At 45.2% G+C, this 20,111-nt stretch carries 18 protein-coding genes and 1 tRNA gene; 15 read left to right on the top strand and 4 right to left on the bottom strand.

Annotated elements, in window-relative coordinates:
• The first annotated feature begins 31 nt into the window (after positions 1-31).
• From lspA to BM358_RS08735, 11 genes are all read left to right on the top strand, one after another.
• Positions 32-523, top strand: coding sequence for a signal peptidase II (gene lspA / locus BM358_RS08780; protein WP_023989430.1), 492 nt, complete (start codon positions 32-34; stop codon positions 521-523).
• Between the two features lies 1 nt (position 524).
• On the top strand, positions 525-1,496 hold the full coding sequence (locus tag BM358_RS08775) for an RluA family pseudouridine synthase (RefSeq protein ID WP_023989429.1): 972 nt from the start codon (positions 525-527) through the stop codon (positions 1,494-1,496).
• 504 nt (positions 1,497-2,000) lie between these two features.
• Complete coding sequence (gene pyrR, locus BM358_RS08770; protein WP_023989428.1) at positions 2,001-2,567, top strand: bifunctional pyr operon transcriptional regulator/uracil phosphoribosyltransferase PyrR; 567 nt, start codon at positions 2,001-2,003, stop codon at positions 2,565-2,567.
• Positions 2,564-3,478 (top strand): aspartate carbamoyltransferase catalytic subunit, encoded by a 915-nt coding sequence (locus tag BM358_RS08765; RefSeq protein ID WP_023989427.1) that lies wholly within the window; start codon positions 2,564-2,566, stop codon positions 3,476-3,478. The genes pyrR and BM358_RS08765 overlap by 4 nt, the downstream gene beginning before the upstream one ends.
• A 59-nt stretch (positions 3,479-3,537) precedes the next feature.
• Positions 3,538-4,860 carry a dihydroorotase gene (locus BM358_RS08760; protein ID WP_028540490.1) on the top strand — a complete coding sequence of 441 codons (1,323 nt, stop codon included), beginning with the start codon at positions 3,538-3,540 and terminating at the stop codon, positions 4,858-4,860.
• 61 nt (positions 4,861-4,921) lie between these two features.
• The gene (carA, locus tag BM358_RS08755; RefSeq protein WP_028540491.1) at positions 4,922-6,058 is read left to right on the top strand and encodes a glutamine-hydrolyzing carbamoyl-phosphate synthase small subunit; all 1,137 of its coding nucleotides are present in this window, start codon (positions 4,922-4,924) and stop codon (positions 6,056-6,058) included.
• 1 nt (position 6,059) lies between these two features.
• Positions 6,060-9,275: a carbamoyl-phosphate synthase large subunit gene (gene carB, locus BM358_RS08750; RefSeq protein WP_023989424.1), complete on the top strand. Its 3,216-nt coding sequence runs from the start codon at positions 6,060-6,062 to the stop codon at positions 9,273-9,275.
• A 67-nt stretch (positions 9,276-9,342) separates the two neighbouring features.
• Entirely contained in the window at positions 9,343-10,137 is a 795-nt protein-coding gene (gene pyrF, locus BM358_RS08745) for an orotidine-5'-phosphate decarboxylase (protein WP_081047489.1), read from the top strand.
• Entirely contained in the window at positions 10,134-10,775 is a 642-nt protein-coding gene (gene pyrE / locus BM358_RS08740) for an orotate phosphoribosyltransferase (protein WP_028540493.1), read from the top strand. The genes pyrF and pyrE overlap by 4 nt, the downstream gene beginning before the upstream one ends.
• A 147-nt stretch (positions 10,776-10,922) precedes the next feature.
• Positions 10,923-11,087, top strand: coding sequence for a hypothetical protein (locus BM358_RS26415; protein ID WP_014282411.1), 165 nt, complete (start codon positions 10,923-10,925; stop codon positions 11,085-11,087).
• Between the two features lie 124 nt (positions 11,088-11,211).
• A tRNA-Ile gene (locus tag BM358_RS08735) sits at positions 11,212-11,285 on the top strand.
• Between the two features lie 263 nt (positions 11,286-11,548).
• On the opposite strand, the gene BM358_RS08730 is transcribed toward BM358_RS08735, so the two are convergent.
• Positions 11,549-12,352 (bottom strand): DUF4352 domain-containing protein, encoded by an 804-nt coding sequence (locus tag BM358_RS08730; RefSeq protein WP_028540494.1) that lies wholly within the window; start codon positions 12,350-12,352, stop codon positions 11,549-11,551.
• A gap of 80 nt (positions 12,353-12,432) precedes the next feature.
• On the opposite strand from BM358_RS08730, the gene BM358_RS08725 reads away from it, so the two are divergent.
• Positions 12,433-12,684, top strand: a complete 252-nt coding sequence (locus BM358_RS08725) for a LysE family transporter (RefSeq protein ID WP_305953836.1) — start codon at positions 12,433-12,435, stop codon at positions 12,682-12,684.
• A gap of 89 nt (positions 12,685-12,773) precedes the next feature.
• On the opposite strand, the gene BM358_RS08720 is transcribed toward BM358_RS08725, so the two are convergent.
• Positions 12,774-13,106: a hypothetical protein gene (locus tag BM358_RS08720; RefSeq protein WP_028540495.1), complete on the bottom strand. Its 333-nt coding sequence runs from the start codon at positions 13,104-13,106 to the stop codon at positions 12,774-12,776.
• Between the two features lie 283 nt (positions 13,107-13,389).
• Entirely contained in the window at positions 13,390-14,886 is a 1,497-nt protein-coding gene (locus tag BM358_RS08715) for a GDSL-type esterase/lipase family protein (protein ID WP_028540496.1), read from the bottom strand.
• A 168-nt stretch (positions 14,887-15,054) separates the two neighbouring features.
• Here BM358_RS08715 and BM358_RS08710 point away from each other — a divergent pair, with 168 nt between their 5' ends.
• Positions 15,055-17,316: a helix-turn-helix domain-containing protein gene (locus BM358_RS08710; RefSeq protein ID WP_028540497.1), complete on the top strand. Its 2,262-nt coding sequence runs from the start codon at positions 15,055-15,057 to the stop codon at positions 17,314-17,316.
• On the opposite strand, the gene BM358_RS08705 is transcribed toward BM358_RS08710, so the two are convergent.
• Positions 17,313-18,212: a carbohydrate ABC transporter permease gene (locus BM358_RS08705; protein WP_028540498.1), complete on the bottom strand. Its 900-nt coding sequence runs from the start codon at positions 18,210-18,212 to the stop codon at positions 17,313-17,315. The genes BM358_RS08710 and BM358_RS08705 overlap by 4 nt on opposite strands.
• A 269-nt stretch (positions 18,213-18,481) precedes the next feature.
• Here BM358_RS08705 and BM358_RS08700 point away from each other — a divergent pair, with 269 nt between their 5' ends.
• Together BM358_RS08700 and BM358_RS08695 are read left to right on the top strand one after the other, a co-directional pair.
• On the top strand, positions 18,482-19,441 hold the full coding sequence (locus tag BM358_RS08700; protein ID WP_023989418.1) for an ABC transporter permease: 960 nt from the start codon (positions 18,482-18,484) through the stop codon (positions 19,439-19,441).
• 21 nt (positions 19,442-19,462) lie between these two features.
• Entirely contained in the window at positions 19,463-20,086 is a 624-nt protein-coding gene (locus tag BM358_RS08695) for a YesL family protein (RefSeq protein WP_023989417.1), read from the top strand.
• Positions 20,087-20,111 lie beyond the last annotated feature (25 nt).

Genomic DNA, 20,111 nt, shown 5'->3' with positions numbered 1-20,111 from the left:
GGATATAAGCGGATCGGAGTGACGAAGGACTGTGATTTATTTTGGTATTGCGCTAATTATTTTTTTGATTGATCAGGGAGTCAAATATTTGGTGGCTACGCGGATGGAATTGTACGAGCAAATACCAGTCATCGGCAATTTCTTTTTAATCACCTCCCATCGTAATCGTGGAGCCGCTTTTGGGATTTTGGAAGGCCAACGTTGGCTTTTTATCGTGATTACAATTGTAGTGGTGATCGGTATCGTCTGGTACCTGCGAAAAACAGTCAAGGCTGGACAAAAGCTACTTCCTGTTGCGCTAAGTTTGGTGCTGGGGGGAGCAGTCGGTAACTTTTTGGATCGGGCTATTTCAGGTGAAGTGGTTGATTTTGCGCAATTCAATTTTGGAAGCTATACGTTCCCGATTTTTAATGTGGCAGATTCGGCGATTGTCATCGGTGTAGCACTGATTATTTTGGATACATTGCTGGAATCGCGTCGGGAAAAAGGAAATGGCAATGATAGCATTGAAGGGAAGTCATAGCATGAGCGAAGTGAATGAAAACGGCGAAGCCGCAGGTCTGTCTTATGAAGACGAACTGGAGAGTGAATCTCTGGAATGGACAGCGGATTCCGTGGATGCCAAAACACGTATAGACAAATATATCGCCGAAGAAATGAAGGAAGTGTCTCGTTCTCAGATACAGCTGTGGATCGGAAATGGTCGGGTGTTGGTGAACGGTACGGCGATCAAGGCGAACTACAAGCTGGCTGAAGGAGATCGTATTGTATTATCGGTACCGGAGCCAGAAAGTGTAGATATTGTACCGGAAAATATTCCGTTGGATGTCGTTTACGAGGATTCGGACGTTATTGTTATTAACAAGCAACGTGGTCTGGTCGTGCATCCTGCACCGGGACACTCTTCGGGAACATTGGTTAACGCACTGATGTACCACTGCCACGATCTTTCCGGCATCAACGGGGAATTACGTCCTGGTATTGTTCACCGTATTGATAAGGATACATCAGGACTGCTAATGGCGGCTAAAAATGATCAGGCTCACGCATCACTTGCAGCACAGCTTAAGGATCATAGTGTGACTCGAAAATATATAGCCTTAGTTCACGGTCATTTGAGCCACGATCAGGGAACGGTAGATGCTCCGATTGGCCGCGATTCGGGTGATCGCAAATTGTTCACAGTGACGGAACGTAACAGCAAGCATGCAGTCACCCATTTTCTCGTCATTGAACGTTTGGGGGATTATACCCTGCTTGAACTTCAATTGGAAACAGGACGCACACACCAAATTCGTGTTCACATGAAATTTATTGGACACCCATTGGTTGGCGACCCTATGTATGGACGTAGTAAAGGGGTTCGTATGGATGGTCAGGCGCTGCATGCGGCGGTACTGGGTTTTAAGCATCCATCCACTGGAGAGTACATGGAATTCAACAGACCGATCCCTCCTGATATGGAGGATGTGTTAGCATCCTTGCGTAGTCGCTAAAACAATGACAATTTGCATTCCTATTCACAAACCTGAATAAATTATTAAGTTAAACCGCCTAAATGGCGGTTTTTTTATTGTGGGATAAGGTATGGGTAAAAACAACTATGGATAATTATACAATGAAGTTGTATAATTATTAGAGTGCTTCCGGTGGTTCCGGTTGAACGGGTGTTGACACACGATTTTCAATCTGTCATACTTCTTGTAGTTGCGATGAACTTTGTCCAAGAGATGGCTAACCATCTCACACTATGAGAAGCAGGACAAAGGAAATCCTGAATAGCACCTTTAAATCAGTCCCGTGAGGCTGGCAAGGTAACGTGAATGGATCACTGATCAGTGCATCCGCTGCGGCGGTATGTCTTCAGTGTGTCCGAGAGATCGGAGAACAGTAGAAGACTGTTCACACGAGACTCCTTGCCAAACTTGGGCAAGGAGTCTTTTTTGTATCCGAACACGGGACCAGGTCTGAAGGGAACATCACCTGAGGAGGCTGGAAGCATGAGTCATGAAACACATGTACTGATGGATGAAATTGCGATTCGTCGGGCATTGACACGGATTGCACATGAAATTTTGGAGAAAAACAAAGGTATTGACGATTGTGTGCTAGTAGGTATTCGAACACGCGGAGTTCATTTGGCGCAACGTCTGGCTGAAAAAATTGCTGAGATTGAAGGCGCACCAATTCCATGGGGAGAGCTGGATGTTACAGCCTACCGGGATGACCGGAGCAGCGTAGCCGAAGCTAAAGGAAATGGAAAAGAGCTTTTGATGAATCCTGCTGACGTATCGGTTCATGATAAGAAAGTCATTCTCTTTGACGATGTGCTGTATACAGGCCGCACCATCCGCGCGGCGATGGATGCATTGATGCACTGCGGACGACCGCAAATGATTCAGCTGGCAGTGCTAGCGGATCGCGGACACCGTGAGCTTCCGATTCGTCCGGATTACATCGGCAAGAACATCCCGACCTCCAAATCTGAGGAAATCGTAGTAGCCCTTCAAGAGACGGACGGTAAGGACGAAGTGACAATCATTCAGAACCGGGGGGAACAGCTATGATCACAACAGCCAGTCAACTTAAAGAACGTAGCCTGCTCGGGTTAAAGGAACTTAGCCGAAATGAAATCGAGTCCATTCTGGATCGCGCTCATTATTGGGAGTCTCAACCAGAAAAACTGGTTCCAGTACTGCAATCACGCTTTGCGGCCAACATGTTTTTTGAAAACAGCACTCGCACCCGCTTTTCTTTTGAAATGGCAGAGAAGCGGCTGGGCGCTCAGGTTTTGAACTTTTCCGCTGCGGCTTCCAGTGTGGAAAAAGGGGAGTCCATTTACGATACAGTACGTACGCTCGAATCCATGGGCATTGACGCAGGAGTCATCCGGTTAAAGCCAGCCGGGGTGCTGCAAGAGCTCGCTGAAAAGGTCAGTGTCCCACTGGTTAATGCGGGGGACGGCAACAATGAGCATCCAACGCAGGCTCTGCTGGACCTGTACACCATGCGCAAAACTTTCGGTGAGCTTAAAGGCTTGAGAGTATCCATCATAGGAGACATTCTGCACAGCCGTGTCGCTCGCTCGAATCTGTGGGCCTTGCAAAAATTCGGAGCCAAGGTTAGCTTCTGCGCTCCTGATAATATGCAAGCACCTGATCTTGCGGCGTACGCGCCTTATGTTCCGATGCAAGAGGCACTACAGGCGGACGTGGTCATGATGCTTCGGGTACAGCTGGAACGGCATGCTGAAGGGATGTTGCGCTCAGCGGATGAGTATCGAGAGCAGTACGGTTTGACAGAAAAAAGAGCAGCGAACCTGAAGCCCGGAACGATTATCATGCATCCAGCTCCAGTGAATCGGAATGTGGAAATTGATAGTGCAGTTGTGGAAAGCGAACAATCGCGAATTTTTCCGCAAATGGCAAACGGAGTTCCGATCCGCATGGCGGTTATGGAACGGGCAATGAAGCTGTAGAAGCTGTCAATTGGATCGTAGGAAAAAGTTGCAGAAAACTGAGCGGAGGAATATTTCAGATGAAACAATTAATAATGAATGCAAGCGTATTGAACGAGCAGGGCGAGGCTGAATTGAAATCCATCCTAATCGCCGACGGAAAAATTTTGGCTATCGCAAATGCAGATGCTGGAGTCAGCCTACTTATAGAAGAAGGGGCATCTGAGCAGGAGCGCGAAGTTGAAAAAATCGACGCCCAGGGAAAACTGGTCATTCCCGGTTTAATCGACATGCATGTGCATCTGAGAGAACCTGGCTTTGAATATAAAGAAACGATTGAAACGGGCAGCCGTGCGGCGGTGAAAGGCGGATTTACGACGATTGCCTGCATGCCAAACACACGTCCAGTGACTGACAATGTGGACACAGTCCAGCTGGTATTGAAAAAGGGACAGGAAGCCGGGCTTGCCAAGGTTCTTCCTTACGCAGCCATTACGAAAAACGAACTGGGGCGTGAGCTGACAGATTTTGAAGCGCTCAAAGCAGCGGGTGCAATCGGCTTTACTGACGATGGTGTCGGGGTGCAAAGCGCGCAAATGATGAAGGACGCCATGGCGCGGGCCAAGGCACTGGATATGCCGGTTATTGCACACTGTGAAGATAACACGCTTGTTGAAGGAGCGGCAGTGACGGACGGCGAATTTGCCAAGCGCCACGGACTTAAAGGCATTCCGAACGAATCCGAAGCCATTCACGTCGGACGAGACATTTTACTATCCGAGGCAACCGGGGCACACTATCATGTATGCCATGTCAGCACGGAGCAGTCAGTGCGGTTAATCCGCCACGCGAAATCTTTTGGCATCAAGGTAACGGCTGAGGTATGCCCACACCACTTGGTATTGTCAGATGAGGACATCCCTGGGCTGGATGCGAACTGGAAAATGAATCCTCCGCTCCGCTCCCCACGTGATGTGCAGGCATGCATCGAGGGACTGGAAGACGGTACGATTGACATCGTCGTAACCGACCATGCAGCGCACAGTGAGGAAGAGAAGGCAAGAGGTATGGAGCTGGCGCCATTCGGAATCGTTGGATTCGAGACGGCCTTCCCGCTGTTGTACACAAAATTCGTAGCTACCGGACAGTGGACGCTGGACTTTCTAGTGCGTCGTATGACTGCTGATCCAGCGCGTGTCTTCCGCCTTGATACGGGACGCCTGGAAGAAGGGGCTCCAGCTGACCTGACCATGATTGATCTGGAGCAGGAGCAGGCAGTTGATCCGCAAACGTTTGCCAGCAAAGGACGCAACACTCCTTTTACAGGCTGGAAGCTCAAAGGCTGGCCTGTGAAAACTTGGGTAGATGGCAAACTGGTATGGTCTGCTGACGAAGCAAAATAAATAGAAACCACTAAAAAAATAGAACCTTATAGCAGGAAACAATATAGAGGAGTGAGACGGGATGCAGGCAAGATTGTTACTTCAGGATGGCACGCTGTTTACAGGCACATCATTTGGTGCGGAAGGTGATAAAACAGGCGAGGTCGTTTTCAACACAGGGATTACAGGCTATCAAGAGGTGCTTACTGATCCCTCTTACTGCGGACAAATCGTAACGATGACTTACCCGCTGATTGGCAATTACGGAATTACTCGGGATGACTTTGAATCGGTACGGCCTTATGTCCACGGCTTTGCTGTTCGACATTACGAGCCGGCGCCAAGCAACTGGCGTGCTCAATACAGCGTGGGCGATTTGCTGAAGGAATATGGCATCATTGGCATTAGCGACATCGACACCCGCATGCTTACCCGGATTATTCGCCATCACGGCACGATGAAGGGCATTTTGACGACTGGTTCCCAGCCGCTGGAAGAACTGAAAGAAATGATGTCTGACCTCACCATTGAAGAATTGCGTAATCAGGTTCCTATGACTTCCACACCTCATCCGTACAGCAGTCCTGGCAACGGAGAGCGGATCGTATTGATTGACTACGGTGCAAAAAGCGGCATTTTGCGCGAACTGAATAAACGGGACTGCGATGTGGTTGTCGTTCCACATGATACGACGGCTGAGGAAATTCGCCGCTTGGACCCGGACGGTATCCAGCTGTCTAACGGCCCTGGAGATCCAAAAGACGTACCCCATGCCGTTCGTACGGTAGCTGAACTGTTAGGGGAATATCCGATTTTCGGAATTTGCTTGGGACACCAGTTGTTCGCTTTAGCTTCGGGAGCGGATACGGAAAAGCTGAAATTCGGACATCGCGGTGGTAACCATCCGGTGAAAGAACTGGAGAGCGGACGCTGCTTTATCACATCGCAAAATCACGGCTACACGGTAAATGAGGATTCGATCCAAGGAACTGAGCTTGAAGTGACGCATATTAATAACAACGATAAAACGATTGAAGGTCTTAAACATACCAAGCATCCCGCGTTTTCGGTGCAATATCATCCAGAGGCTGCACCAGGACCTTACGACAATGGGTACCTGTTTGACCGTTTTCTGGACATGATCCGTGAGCACAAAAGAAATCATCCAAAGCAACCGCGTCAGGCTGCTATCGCCGCCGCAGTGAGAGGAGAGCGCTAATATGCCGAAAAATACAGAACTTAAAAAAATACTTGTGATCGGTTCCGGTCCGATCGTTATTGGTCAGGCAGCAGAATTTGATTACGCTGGTACACAAGCTTGTCAAGCGCTCAAAGAAGAAGGCGTCGAGGTAGTGCTGATCAACAGTAATCCGGCAACCATCATGACAGACACCAACATGGCAGACAAAGTATACATCGAGCCGATCACACTTGATTTTGTAACACAGATTATCCGTCAAGAGCGTCCAGATGGTCTGCTTCCTACGCTGGGAGGACAGACAGGTCTGAATATGGCAGTGGAACTGGCTCGCGCCGGAGTGCTGGAGCGTGAAAACGTCAAGCTGCTGGGAACTCAACTGAATTCGATAGAACAAGCCGAAGATCGTGATCTGTTCCGTGATTTGATGCGCGAGTTGGAACAGCCTGTACCGGAGAGTGTAATTGTAACAACCTTAGAGGAATCGTTAGAATTTGCTAACGAAATCGGTTATCCAATTATCGTTCGCCCGGCTTATACACTAGGGGGAACAGGCGGTGGTATCTGCTCTACAGAAGAAGAACTGCGTGAAACCGTCAGCTCTGGCTTGAGATACAGTCCAATCGGACAATGTTTGGTGGAAAAAAGTATCGCAGGTATGAAGGAAGTCGAGTATGAGGTCATGCGTGACGGCAATGATAACTGCATCGTTGTTTGTAATATGGAGAACTTTGATCCAGTCGGCGTGCATACTGGTGACAGTATCGTCGTAGCTCCGAGTCAGACGCTGTCAGATCGCGAATACCAGATGCTGCGCTCCGCTTCTCTGAAAATTATCCGCGCCCTCAATATCGAAGGCGGCTGCAATGTACAGTTTGCGCTTGATCCGCACAGCTATCAATACTATGTAATTGAAGTAAATCCGCGCGTAAGCCGCTCCTCGGCACTGGCTTCCAAGGCAACTGGATATCCGATTGCTAAAATGGCTGCCAAAATTGCACTGGGCTACACGTTGGATGAAATTGTGAATCCGGTAACGGGACAAACGTATGCTTGCTTTGAGCCAACACTGGATTACATCGTGAGCAAAATACCACGCTGGCCATTTGACAAATTCATTTCTGCCAACCGCAAGCTGGGCACGCAAATGAAAGCAACGGGTGAAGTCATGGCCATCGGACGCACATTCGAAGAGTCCATCCATAAAGCGGTACGGTCGTTGGAAATCGGTGTAAACCGTCTGCATCTTAAGGGAGCCGAACAGCTGTCTGATGACGTGCTCAAGGATCGCCTGATTAAAGCAGATGATGAGCGTTTGTTCTTGGTAGCCGAGGCGTTCCGTCGCGGCTGGCAGCAGCAGGAGATTCAAGATTTGACGAAAATTGACTGGTGGTTCCTCGATAAGGTAGAGGGAATCGTCAAGTTCGAAGCCATCATCGCTGGAGAGTCTGAGCTGACCTACGAAACACTCTATCAGGCCAAACGTAAAGGTTTTACCGACCGCTCTATCGCCGAGATTCGCAGTATGGGCCAAAACGACAGTATGACAACCGAGCGTGAGGTACGTGAATTCCGTCTAGCTCAAAACCTGCGTCCGGTCTACAAAATGGTAGATACGTGCGCAGCCGAGTTTGAAGCCACAACTCCGTACTACTACTCCTCTTACGAGGTGGAAAATGAAGTTATTCCATCTAACAAAGAGAAAGTTATCGTACTCGGCTCCGGACCTATTCGGATCGGGCAAGGGATTGAATTTGATTACTCCACCGTACATGCGGTATGGGCTATTCAAAAAGCAGGCTACGAAGCAGTGATTATCAATAACAACCCGGAGACGGTATCTACGGACTTTAATACATCCGATCGCCTCTACTTTGAACCGCTCTTCTTCGAAGATGTAATGAATGTCATCGAGCAGGAAAAACCGATTGGGGTTATCGTCCAGTTCGGTGGTCAAACGGCCATTAATCTCGCAGCTCCGCTGAGTGCGGCAGGCGTGAATATTTTGGGTACGAGTCTGGAAAGTATCGATGAAGCGGAAGACCGGAAAAAGTTCGAGCAACTATTGTCTCGTCTGGCTATCGCACAGCCTAAAGGCAACACGGTCACATCGGTAGATGAAGCAGTAGGAACCGCACAGGCGCTAGGCTATCCGGTCCTGGTACGTCCATCCTACGTTCTGGGCGGGCGCGCTATGGAAATCGTGTACTCAGATACGGAATTGCTGCGGTACATGGAAGAAGCGGTTAAAATCAATCCAGAGCATCCGGTGCTCATCGACCGTTATATGCTGGGTAAAGAAGTTGAGGTCGACGCCATCTGCGACGGCGAGACAGTATTGGTACCAGGCATTATGGAGCATGTAGAACGGGCCGGGGTTCACTCAGGTGACTCGATCGCGGTGTATCCACCACAGCACTTGTCTGCCGAGCTGAAACAAAAAATTGTGGAAATTACAATCAGTATCGCCAAAGAATTAAAAACGATCGGTCTGGTAAATATCCAGTTTGTCATTCATCAAGACCAGGTGTACGTGATCGAGGTTAATCCTCGCTCCTCGCGGACGGTTCCTTTCTTGAGTAAAGTAACGAATATCCCGATGGCGAATCTGGCTACACAGGCTATTTTGGGCGGTAAGCTTAAAGATGCAGGTTATTCAGAAGGCCTTTGGCCTGAAAGTAATTATGTCTCGGTTAAGGTTCCGGTATTCTCCTTTGCCAAACTGCGCCGTGTAGAGCCGACGCTGGGCCCAGAAATGAAATCGACAGGTGAAGTCATGGGACGCGATATTCAGTATGCCAAAGCACTGTACAAAGGACTTGTGGGGGCTGGCATGAAAATTCCATCCACTGGAGCAATCATCATTACAGTGGCAGATAAGGACAAAGAAGAAGCTGTCGAGTTGATGCAGGGCTTTTACAGACTGGGCTATAAAATTATTGCAACAGGTGGAACGGCGGCTGCTATGAAGCAGGCCAATATTCCGGTGAACACGATCAACAAGCTGAGCGAAGGTAACCCGAACATCCTGGATATGATCCGTACGGGTGAAGCCAACTTTGTCTTCAATACGCTGACCAAAGGCAAAACGCCAGAGCGTGATGGATTCCGTATCCGCCGCGAAGCGGTTGAGAATGGCATCGTCTGCATGACCTCACTGGATACAGTACGCGCTTTGCTAAGAATGCTGGAAACGATCAATTTCACATCCGAATCCATGCCGGTCCTGAGCAACTAATGCGTTACGAATAGATGTGAGGAAATAAGTAGCACAGGGAAGGACATTCATCAGCTTCGGCTGACGGATGTCCTTTATCACGGGCAAATGTACCCGAATTGACGTGAAAAGGGGATGTAGAACGGTGAATGGAGCATTTCAGCAGATGGCAGGACGGCTGATGGTTGCATTAGATTATCCCAATGCACAACAGGCTGAGCAGTTAATTCGGCAGCTAGAGGGGATTCCCTGTTATATAAAAGTAGGTATGCAACTGTTTTATAATGCAGGGCCAGCTTTTGTAGAACAGCTAAAGTCCAGAGGATACTCCGTATTTCTGGATTTGAAAATGCATGATATCCCTAACACGGTGCGGGGAGGGGCAGAGAGCATTACCCGCCTAGGTGTGGATATGTTCAACGTACATGCTGCTGGAGGCGTTAATATGATGTCAGCCGCTAAAGCTGGTGCAGAAGCAGCTATTTCCGCAGACAGTTCGCTTTCCATGCCGCTCATTATTGCAGTCACACAGCTGACCAGCACGGATCAGACGACCATGAATAAGGAGTTAGGTATTCCTGGTACGGTACAGGATGCAGTAGTTCGTTACGCACAACTGACCCGTGAGGCGGGACTGGATGGTGTGGTAGCTTCACCTTTGGAAGTGCCTGCCATTCGTGCTGTATGTGGATCAGACTTTAAGACGATAACTCCTGGCATACGCCCGGCAGGTAGTGCTGCAGGCGATCAGTCGCGTGTGCTTACACCTGGGCAAGCCATTGCCCAAGGCAGCAGCTACATTGTTGTTGGACGTCCTATCACCGCAGCAGCAGACCCACGTGCCGCAGCGGAACACATTATTGAGGAGATGATACAAGTATGACCACATTCAATAGTATCCCCGAGCAAATCGCATCCCATCTGTTACGTATTCAGGCGGTGGCATTGCGCCCGCAACAGCCTTTTACATGGACATCCGGCATTAAATCGCCAATCTACTGTGACAATCGTCTGACCATGTCCTACCCGGAGGTACGCGAGCTGATCGCAGACTCATTTGCTGCCCTCATTCGTGAGCAATATCCCGAAACCGAAGTCATTGCAGGGACAGCTACAGCAGGGATTCCTCATGCGGCCTGGGTGGCGCAAAAGCTAAATCTGCCAATGGCCTATGTGAGGGACAAAGCCAAAGGACATGGGAAAGAGAACCAAATTGAAGGCCGCATCGGCGCAGGACAAAAGGTTATGGTCATCGAGGATCTCATTTCTACAGGAGGCAGCTCCATTAAAGCAGCACAGGCCGTAGCACAAGCAGGCGCTCAGCCGTTAGCGGTACTAGCTATTTTCAGCTACCAGCTAGACAAAGCGACTCAAGCCTTTGAAGAAGCAGGTGTGGAGCTGCAAAGCTTGTCCAATTATACAGCCCTGATGAACGTTGCCTTGCGTGAAGGAACTATTCAGGAAGAAGAGATGGAACTGCTGCGTTCTTGGCGTCAGGACCCGGCTTCCTTTGGCAAATAAGATGGGCTATAGGGGACAACAGAGCTAATGATTAGAACGATTCGTACTCGTTGCTAACTATTGTAGATTGTTATGGCTCGGGCCGTGTAAATCGAATTCGATCCGGTTACACTAACTCCTACCATCATGTGAAAAGAGGGAGCTCGGATGTATTGGATTTACTATGGCAGACTGTACACGACTAAATTTCAGGCAGGATGTCTGGCAAAAAGGTTGGAGCACGACGGCTGGATGTATGGCTACAATGATCCCCGCGCAGTGGAGGTGTACCGCTCGCGCAAAGGTCGTTATGGTGTCCGATTTATTCCGTAAGTCCACAAAAATAATTTTATAAAAGAAAATTTTCGAAAGACTATTGACGAAACACAAGAAAATGTTGTATATTAATTAACGTTGCTGTTATGAATGTGTAACGTGAATATACAAATTTTTTTGAGGGCCCTTAGCTCAGTTGGTTAGAGCGGTCGGCTCATAACCGATTGGTCGGGGGTTCGAGTCCCTCAGGGCCCATTTCCTCAAAAACCCTTGCGTAGCAAGGGTTTTTTTGTTGTTTATAGAGGGTGAGAAAATGGAGGGAAATAGCCCCTTTATTAGGGAGCGATTATAATTTGCAGCGAACCTTCTCTTTCTTCACTTTTTCTAAATGTGATTTAATTTTTTTAATCTTTCATTGCCATGAAGAATGCCCCCTTAGAATATATTAAACTACCCAGTGGGGATCAATATCTATTCTAGGGGATGCAATCTATAGGCTAGGAGAAGCTCCCAAAAGACTATTTTTTTGAGATTTTAAACTTGAACGGATTATATTCAATGGAAAAATCCTCCGCAGACCCCTTTGCAATTAAGGTTAAGTCCGTAGAAGAGTCAACTTTTGAGAATGTCAGAATTCCTTCTGTCTTCATACCAGGTAGTATTTCAGACTGTAACGCAGGATAAGTATAACTTACACTATCAGTTGTTGGTTCGTATTGTTTGTTTCCTTGAACCAATTTAGTATAAAAGTCATAATAATTTATCGTGTTTTTAGATTTATTTTCGATTGCCATATAAATCCGTGTTTCCTCTTCAGCAAACTCGACTTTTTGAAGAGTTATGATATAGCCCTTTTGTTTTATTGACTTATTTACTTCTATAGTGCTCAATGTAGGATCAATAAACATAGATTTTTCTATTTTATTTGCCGAGATGGCAGGAGCTGAGGTGTAGGTGCCGTAGGTCGTTCTATAGCGATATTTATCAATGACAGTACCGGTTACGTGGATAAAATCATTCTCTTTTGCATTAGAGAAGCTGGAAAAACTATTGCCGTAGACAAAAGTGTTTTTTTTATTATTTTTCGGATCAGCATTCACTTGAACATAAATCCCATTTCTATCCTCCTTAGGACCATTAGTGATTTGTCCATAAAAATCAATAGAGCGGTCTTCAAACTGATCAGCATTGACGTACATTTGTTCAAATTCTTCTTTAGATAATAATGAATGATCTTTACTTGATGATACTCCACATGCTGTTAATCCCATTATAAAAATAATAAAAGCACACAAAAGAGAGAAAAAAGCTTTATTTTTCATGAACCCAATATCCTCCAGCATAAAAATATAGTAGCAATAGTCTATCAGAACTAGATCTATTTTTCTATAAATATTTACAAATAACTAATTTCACTATTTTTTCTCACGTTTTTACCGAAATTTATTATGCCTGGCTACAATCAAGCCTTCATTTTTTACTTTGTGCAGCTGTTTCCATTGTTTGGTTTGCAACAATCGTATTATTGTTGAGTTATGTAAGGAAATGGTTAATGTCTCCGAGAGTACAAAATGTTATTGATAAAGCTACGGGCCTCGTTTTAATTGGATTCGGTTTAAACATGATCTTTAGAGTTCAAAGAACAGGACATTGAATAGCTATGAGAATAGGGGGTGACATCAGCCCGTCCATAAAAATAGCACCGCCCAATAAACGGACAGTGCTATTTTTACCGTTTTTATCTTAGGATACCTTAACAGTGTATACCATTCTCAATTTACCGTTACCGCCGTAAATCTCAACTCTTGCAGTCGTTGCAGTACTAGTTGTTACCACCCCGGAAGCGGAGACGGTGACATTTCCGCTCGCCACTTTATAAGTATCCCCTGGGTAATTTGACAACGCATAGGAATAATTACGTGGCAACGTAGCCGTTCTGTAGTATACTCCGTTAACTTCTACGACAGGCGTAATTACCGGAGAAGGGCCTACAGATGCGGACGCGCTAGGGACGATAATACTCCCAATAAGTCCCAGAGACATAGCTGTTGATAATAATATTTTCTTAGTTTTCATAAAAAAATCCTCCTTATGTATGATCTGAGCTCCTAAAATATACCATGTAAAGTTATGGATTTCACTTAATTCGACAAATGTTGTCAAAATAATACAACAAAACGATTCTAAAGTCCTATAAAATACAAAAGAATTAAAATATAACAATTTAAGTTTTTTATTTACCATACTTTTGAACTATTCTTCATAGCTGTATAGTCTTTGATCACACGAAATAAAAAACGGACGTCAGAGTGATTAGCTCCAAGTCCGTTTTGTGTTTGCATCTATTTAGTTCTTGATATCAGTTGACAAGTTGGTGTGCAAGCCTCTCATCGCTGTCTAGATTCCTTTCTACCATACGTTGTTTTAATGCAGACAGTTCCGCACACTGTCGAATTGCTTCCGCTACAAGCTGGGCGACCTGCTTTGCTCCTTCGTCAGAAAAATGGGTATTATCCGTTACACCAGCGGGGTAATTAGGATGCGCTTTTTCAGGCAAATGCATAAATAGCTGCTGTGACTCTTTTTCACCCATTGAACGATATAGCTGCTGAGAAGCTTTAAAAATATCGAGCAGGGGTGTTTTGGTTTCCGCGGCTACTTGTCTCATGGCAGCAGGATAGGCTCCTACAGCCAGCGGATCAGGTTCACCGTCTGCGGTGAATCGGCGGCGGCTTACAGAGGTCAATAGCACTGGAATTCCACCACGCTCCCGAGCGGACTGAATGTATTGAATTAAGTTTTGACGATACTCTCCATCAGGATCGGTATAGCGAGTGGGGTCTTCTTTTTTCTCATCGTTGTGTCCAAATTGAATAAACAGATAATCTCCAGCTTGAATATCTTTTTCAATATCAGCTAACCGGCCTTCTGCTAAAAAAGATTTGGTGCTTCGTCCATTGACGGCACGATTGTCCACATGAACAGACGGTGCCAAGTAGCTTTGCAAGTGTTCGGCCCAGCCTGTCATCGGTTTTTCGGTAGCCCCTTTTTGAGCTGCAGTGGAGTCCCCAGCGATAAACAGTCGAGTTGTCATCTGTTGCCTTGCCTGAGCATATCCATGTTTTTGAAGCCAAGTTTCCGCCAGATTAAGCCATTGATGGCATTCATGGTTGTCCTCTGACAGTCCCAAGCCGTGTCGCCCTTCCTCAAATACATGCAGTTCAAACGGAATACGTTCTCTGGATAATGAAAAAGCGAACAACAGACTATTTTCTACCGGTACAGCGCCATCATTGGCTGTAGTCCACATCAAAGTTGGAGGTGTCTGTGAAGTTACTTGCCGATCGGATGAAAAGGCTTGAAGCTGCTCCAGCGTCGGCTGTTCCCCTAAAAAATGTGTACGGCTTCCGATATGTGTATAAGGCTCATGAAATGAAATTACAGGGTATCCCAACAACAGAAGATCGGGCTTTACCGTCCCTATAGTGGAGACAATGGAGGCCAAGTGACCGCCTGCTGAAAAACCGATGAGCCCCACTTGATCAGGGATGACTAGCCAGTCATGCGGTGTTTGGCGAATCCATTGCAGAGCATGTTCTACATCCTTCAACAAGGAAATAATCTCGAAATCGCCGACTTGATACTCCAGCACACCCGCATGAATACCTAGATCATTCAACCACCGAGCTATAGGCTCTCCTTCATGTGAGGCCAAATGCTCGTATCCACCGCCAGGTAATACCAATATAAAAGGACGAGCTTCATGAGCTGCTACGGGATAGAGGGAGAGAAAGGAAGTGTCTGACGGAAATTCTTCTTTTATAATCGGTTCTTTAGGACTAATAACATGTAACATAAATAACTCCTCCAAATTTCTTTTTAACTGCCGCAAACCAAACAAAATCGACTTAAATTGGAATGATACGGATGTAAAAAATAATGCACACGTGAAAAAAATGATTTAAACCTTGTTATGAAAGCGCTATAATTTTGTTGTGATGCAAAGAGCCAGAGGGGGAGCGCAATGAAAAAAGGAAGAATGTTCTATACTATTTTTATTACGATTCTGGTTTTGGGAATAGGATTGGTGGCCAGTTTTGGCAGCTATATCTATTTTACAACAATTAGCTCCGTTGTGGAGAGAGTTTCCAATACCAAGCAAAGCTACATGGCACAGATCAGAAATAGTCTGGAGCAGAAAATTCAAACGATTGAATATGCTTTTAATACGTATAGCACGACCAGTTCCTTTAGTGATGTTGTGAAAAATCCCATTACAGAAAAAGATTTTATAGCGTATCGGAATGTGAATACTCAGCTCAATTATATTGCTACGATGGGATTAGAGGGAACGGAATATTCGCTAATCAGTCTAAATCAGAATTGGAGAATCTCCAATGGAAGCCTGTCCTATTTGACGAAAACGGAACGAGAAAAGCTGATTAGTACCTATATCGACCACCAAGAGAAGGGACTATTCTGGGTTAAAACAGATAAAGGAATTCGTTTTGTTAATACCTTGCCTGTATTCTCTAAGAAGAAGCAAGCCATTGCTTTGTCGGATATTTCGCTGCAAACGTTAAATCATACGATTCAAACCGAGGATCATATGGCTGTTTTTATTTTGAATAAACAAGGCGATTTAATGTATGAAACCCAGCCTGCTGAACAATTATTGTCCACCCAACAGCTTCAGCACATTTCAGAAGCTGCAGTGAAGCCGAACAACACAGGTATGTTAACTTTGGAGAAAACGGATCAGCAGCCTGCACGACAAGTCATTTATGCCAAATCTGCTTACAACAATTGGACTTACTTAACGGTATTAGATAAGAAAGAAATTGCGGATGCCTTTCAAACGACCAAATTTGGGATCATCATGATGGGACTTGTATTAACGCTCTTAATGGTGGTAGTGGCGTACTTCATTGCCATTTACTTTACAAAGCCATTTCAGCAAATAAAACGCAGTTTGCCTAAAAATCCTAATTTCGCTTTCAAAAATGAACCTTCTAAAAATGAAATTGAATGGATTATTAATTCAATCGATAACATTGTAACCGAGAAGGAAAGCTTGGAAAGTCTCATTCAGTCCGAAATGCCACAGTTGGAAACCCAATTGATTCTCAACCTGTTCCGCAAACGTATTTCTGCAGAGGAATTGGCACGAAAAATGCCACGCTTGGGTTATCCGCCGATCGAGAATCAAATGTATATTACCTTGTTAGTCCAACTGGATAATCTGGGAGATCGAGAGCCCTCGGATAAAGATGTTTTGCTGCTGGCTATTAATAAAATCGTAGAAGAGACGATTCCAGAGCAGCAGCGAATGCTTCCCATCATTTTGAACGATAACACTCAGGCCACCATATTAATTCTGACAGGTAAGAGCGAACAGGAAATGAGAAAGCAAGTCCTAGATGATGCGACCCTTTTGGTTCGAAACGTAAAAGAGTATTTGAATGTATCCATCAGCATCGGCATTAGTACTGCGTATGATAACTTATTAGAAAGTAAAGAAGCCTGTGAGATGAGCAAGCAAGCTTTGCATCACCGTTTAAATTTAGGCAAAGAATCAATTATTTTTTATGAAGATATTTCCATGGTCATTTCAGGTCCGGTGCTGCTTCATTATCCTACGGAATTGGAATCAAAACTGTTTGATGCCATCCGAATAGGGGACGAAGAGCAGGTATACCATACCGTGCACTCTTTATTGGAGGAAATGATGATAAAAAACAATCATTCCATGAACTTTGAAGTGCTGTTGGTACGGTTTGTGAATAACCTCATCCAATTGGAGCAGCTATTAGGGATTGAAGTGCTGCTGACGCAAGACAATCATGCCTTGTATCATCGTTTGCTGGACATCCGTAACCCGGAAGAGATAGAACGTATGCTGATAGAGCAAGTTATTTTCCCCATGGTAAAAAGCATGAAGGAGAAGACCAATCAGCAATTCCGCTGTCTCTCGGAAAAAATTGCTGCTATTATCCGTGCTGAATATGACCAGGAATTATCATTAGAACTCATTGGAGACCGACTTCATTACAATCCGAATTATTTAAGCAGCATTTTCAAAAAAGAATACGGAACGACGTTTAGTGAATATCTAATGGGCTACCGGTTACAAATGGGCAAGAAATGGCTCGTTGAGACCGATATGACGATTAAAGAAATCGCTGAGCGACTGCAATATCATAATTCGCAAAACTTTATCCGCTCTTTTCGGAAAAAGGAACAGGTTACACCGGGAGCTTACCGAAAGATGAAGCAAGCCAATTAGCCTTTAACCGCTCCTAATAAAGCTCCTTTGACAAAGTGCTTTTGCACAAATGGATACACGATTAACATCGGAACGGTCGCAATGACAATGACTGCCATCTTAATCGTCTGCGCAGGCGGGATGACATCTACAGCAGTACCTTCTGCCTGCATACCACTGGAAACGATTACAATTTGACGTAGCAAGACTTGAATCGGCCATTTTGCAGAATCATTAATATAGAGAATGGCGTGCATATACGTATTCCAGTAGGCAACAGCGTAGAATAGAGAGATGGTTGCAATAGAAGGCAGGGCTAACGGCAACATAATTTTAAAGAAGATACCAAAATCGTTGCACCCGTCCATCTTGGCTGATTCCTCCAAATCATCTGGCAGCGCCTGAAAAAAGTTACGCATGATAATCAGGTTAAACGCATTAATGGCCACGGGAAGAATCAAGGACCAATACGAATTGATAAGCCCCATGCTTTTTACAACCAGAAATGTCGGAATCATCCCCCCACTAAACAACATAGAGAACACTACAATGAAGTTAATCGTATTGCGGCCAAGTAGATATCTTCGGGATAATCCATAAGCCATAAAAGCAGTAAATATCATACTTACAACTGTACCGACGACCGTTACTCCAACCGAAACCCCGAGACCTCTAAAAATGGTGGGAGTCGACAGAATATAGCGATAGGCATCCAAGGAAAAAGTAACTGGGAATAAAATGAACTTCTTGGCTATCACTTCTTCAGTTGAGGCAAAAGAGCTGGCGATGATATTCAAAAAAGGTAAGAGACAAGTGAGGGCAATGAGAATCAATAGTGTACTGTTTACAATGTTGAAAATACGGCTGCCCAGCGATTCTTTTTTTCGTAATTTTTGTTTTCGTAATGGTTGCGTCAATGTGGTTGACCTCCTCGTAATCGTTTACATGTCAACCTTATCAAGAGGAAAGAATTCCGTATATAATCAAATCTTGAGGTGTTCTCTAATCATGGAGAAAAGCGGATGATCATTAGGTTGTGTTGTAATCATTAGCTAAGGTGAAAAGGTTGAAAAGTAGGCTGTATACTCAATTTTGTAAACGCTATCATTTGATGATTATATGCGGAATGCTGAAAATCGCGTACTCTTGAAAACGTATACAGGAACGTTTGAAGGAGGTCGAACTAATGAAAGTTTCAAGTGTCCCCGCACCAAACATGAAAATGAAAAAGAACAAAAGAACGACAGAAAGCCTTTTACGAATGCAGAAACACAAGTTGCTCTATTTAATGGTTTTACCCGGACTGGTGTACTTCATTATTTTTAAGTACTTTCCTATGGGGGGATTGGTGATTGCATTTCAGGATTATCAAGCTTTTCAGGGAATCACGGGCAGTCCATGGGTAGGAATGAAGCATTTTATTCGTTTGTTTACCGAGCCTACGTTTTTTATGCTGCTTCGTAATACACTGGTTTTGTTTGCGCTGAACATTGTAATCTTTTTTCCATTGCCCATCATTTTGGCACTCATGCTGAACGAGGTTAGGAAGATGTTTTTTAAAAACATTATTCAAACCATTATCTACATCCCGCACTTTATGTCATGGGTTATCATTGTTTCGATTTCTTATGTATTCCTAACCGTAGACGGTGGGGTGCTGAATGAAATGATTGCCGCGCTGGGCGGTGAGAAGATCAGCTTCTTAACTTCTCCTCAATGGCTGCGAACCGTCTACATCGGGCAAGTGATTTGGAAGGAACTTGGCTGGTCTACCATCATTTATCTATCTGCGATTACAGTGGTAGATACGCAATTGTATGAGGCAGCAGAGATGGACGGAGCTGGACGCCTGAGAAAGACATGGCACGTTACCTTGCCTGCGATCCGCCCAGTCATTATTACATTATTAATTTTGAAGATCGGTAGCACGTTGGATTTGGGCTTTGAGCATATGTATCTGCTATTGAACTCATTAAACCGCGAGGTTGCCGAAATCTTTGACACCTACATTTATACTGCGGGCTTAAAGAATGGACAATTAAGTTTCAGTACGACGGTAGGACTTTTTAAAGGTGTAGTAGGGTTAATCCTGATTATGGGCTCCAATCGACTGGCCAAGAAATTTGGTGAAGACGGCGTTTACTAATGACGACGGGAAGGATGCAAAATGGTACGGTTTGTAGAAAACATGAACAAATGGTGCATGCGCCTGCTGCGCCTGGTCTACCTTAACTTGCTTTGGACGGTTGCGACGATTCTGGGCTTGGGTTTTATAGGCGTTGGGCCTGCAACCGTTGCTATGCTTAGTATTTTAAGGCAGTGGATTCGGGGCAATGAGGAAGTCGCCATTTTCTCGACGTTTGTACGTTACTTTAGAGAAAGCTTTAAAGAAGCAGCAATCATTGGCGGGCTTTACAGCCTTGTGGGTTACGTGCTCTACGTGGATATAGTCAACGTCTCGTCCTGGTATGTTCGTGTGGTGACGCTTATTGGAGCCTTTTTGTATCTCATCTCTTTGGCCTACATTTTCCCGCTGCTGGCTCACTATGATTGGAAAGGTATCGGACTGAAGGTCAAAATGTCGATAGTGATTGGATTTTCGTATTTACAATATACGCTTGTTCTTTTTGTAGCCATTGTCGTGCTTTTTGCATTGATTCTAGGCTTGTACCCAGGAATTCTAACTTTTGCCGGAGCAAGTATTATGGGTTATCTCGTGATGTGGATGACGCATCAGGTGTTCAGCAAAATAGAGCGAGAGGTTCTGGTGAAAGAGGAAGATATGGCATAAATATTTAAACAGAAAAGGAGCAAAC

Source organism: Paenibacillus sp. cl130, from assembly GCF_900116035.1.
Classification (GTDB): Bacteria; Bacillota; Bacilli; order Paenibacillales; family Paenibacillaceae; genus Paenibacillus; species Paenibacillus polymyxa_B.
Note: the sequence above shows the minus strand (reverse complement) of the source record. Positions and strands in the feature narration are given on the sequence as shown.

Coding starts and splice junctions, on each gene's coding strand:
- BM358_RS08695 (WP_023989417.1), top strand. CDS start 19,463: ATGGTACGGTTTGTAGAAAACATGAACAAATGGTGCATGCGCCTGCTG.
- BM358_RS08715 (WP_028540496.1), bottom strand. CDS start 14,886: ATGTTACATGTTATTAGTCCTAAAGAACCGATTATAAAAGAAGAATTT.
- pyrF (WP_081047489.1), top strand. CDS start 9,343: ATGTCCTTTATCACGGGCAAATGTACCCGAATTGACGTGAAAAGGGGA.
- carA (WP_028540491.1), top strand. CDS start 4,922: ATGCAGGCAAGATTGTTACTTCAGGATGGCACGCTGTTTACAGGCACA.
- pyrR (WP_023989428.1), top strand. CDS start 2,001: ATGAGTCATGAAACACATGTACTGATGGATGAAATTGCGATTCGTCGG.
- BM358_RS08730 (WP_028540494.1), bottom strand. CDS start 12,352: ATGAAAAATAAAGCTTTTTTCTCTCTTTTGTGTGCTTTTATTATTTTT.
- BM358_RS08700 (WP_023989418.1), top strand. CDS start 18,482: ATGAAAGTTTCAAGTGTCCCCGCACCAAACATGAAAATGAAAAAGAAC.
- BM358_RS26415 (WP_014282411.1), top strand. CDS start 10,923: ATGTATTGGATTTACTATGGCAGACTGTACACGACTAAATTTCAGGCA.
- BM358_RS08760 (WP_028540490.1), top strand. CDS start 3,538: ATGAAACAATTAATAATGAATGCAAGCGTATTGAACGAGCAGGGCGAG.
- pyrE (WP_028540493.1), top strand. CDS start 10,134: ATGACCACATTCAATAGTATCCCCGAGCAAATCGCATCCCATCTGTTA.
- BM358_RS08720 (WP_028540495.1), bottom strand. CDS start 13,106: ATGAAAACTAAGAAAATATTATTATCAACAGCTATGTCTCTGGGACTT.
- BM358_RS08765 (WP_023989427.1), top strand. CDS start 2,564: ATGATCACAACAGCCAGTCAACTTAAAGAACGTAGCCTGCTCGGGTTA.
- BM358_RS08710 (WP_028540497.1), top strand. CDS start 15,055: ATGAAAAAAGGAAGAATGTTCTATACTATTTTTATTACGATTCTGGTT.
- BM358_RS08775 (WP_023989429.1), top strand. CDS start 525: ATGAGCGAAGTGAATGAAAACGGCGAAGCCGCAGGTCTGTCTTATGAA.
- carB (WP_023989424.1), top strand. CDS start 6,060: ATGCCGAAAAATACAGAACTTAAAAAAATACTTGTGATCGGTTCCGGT.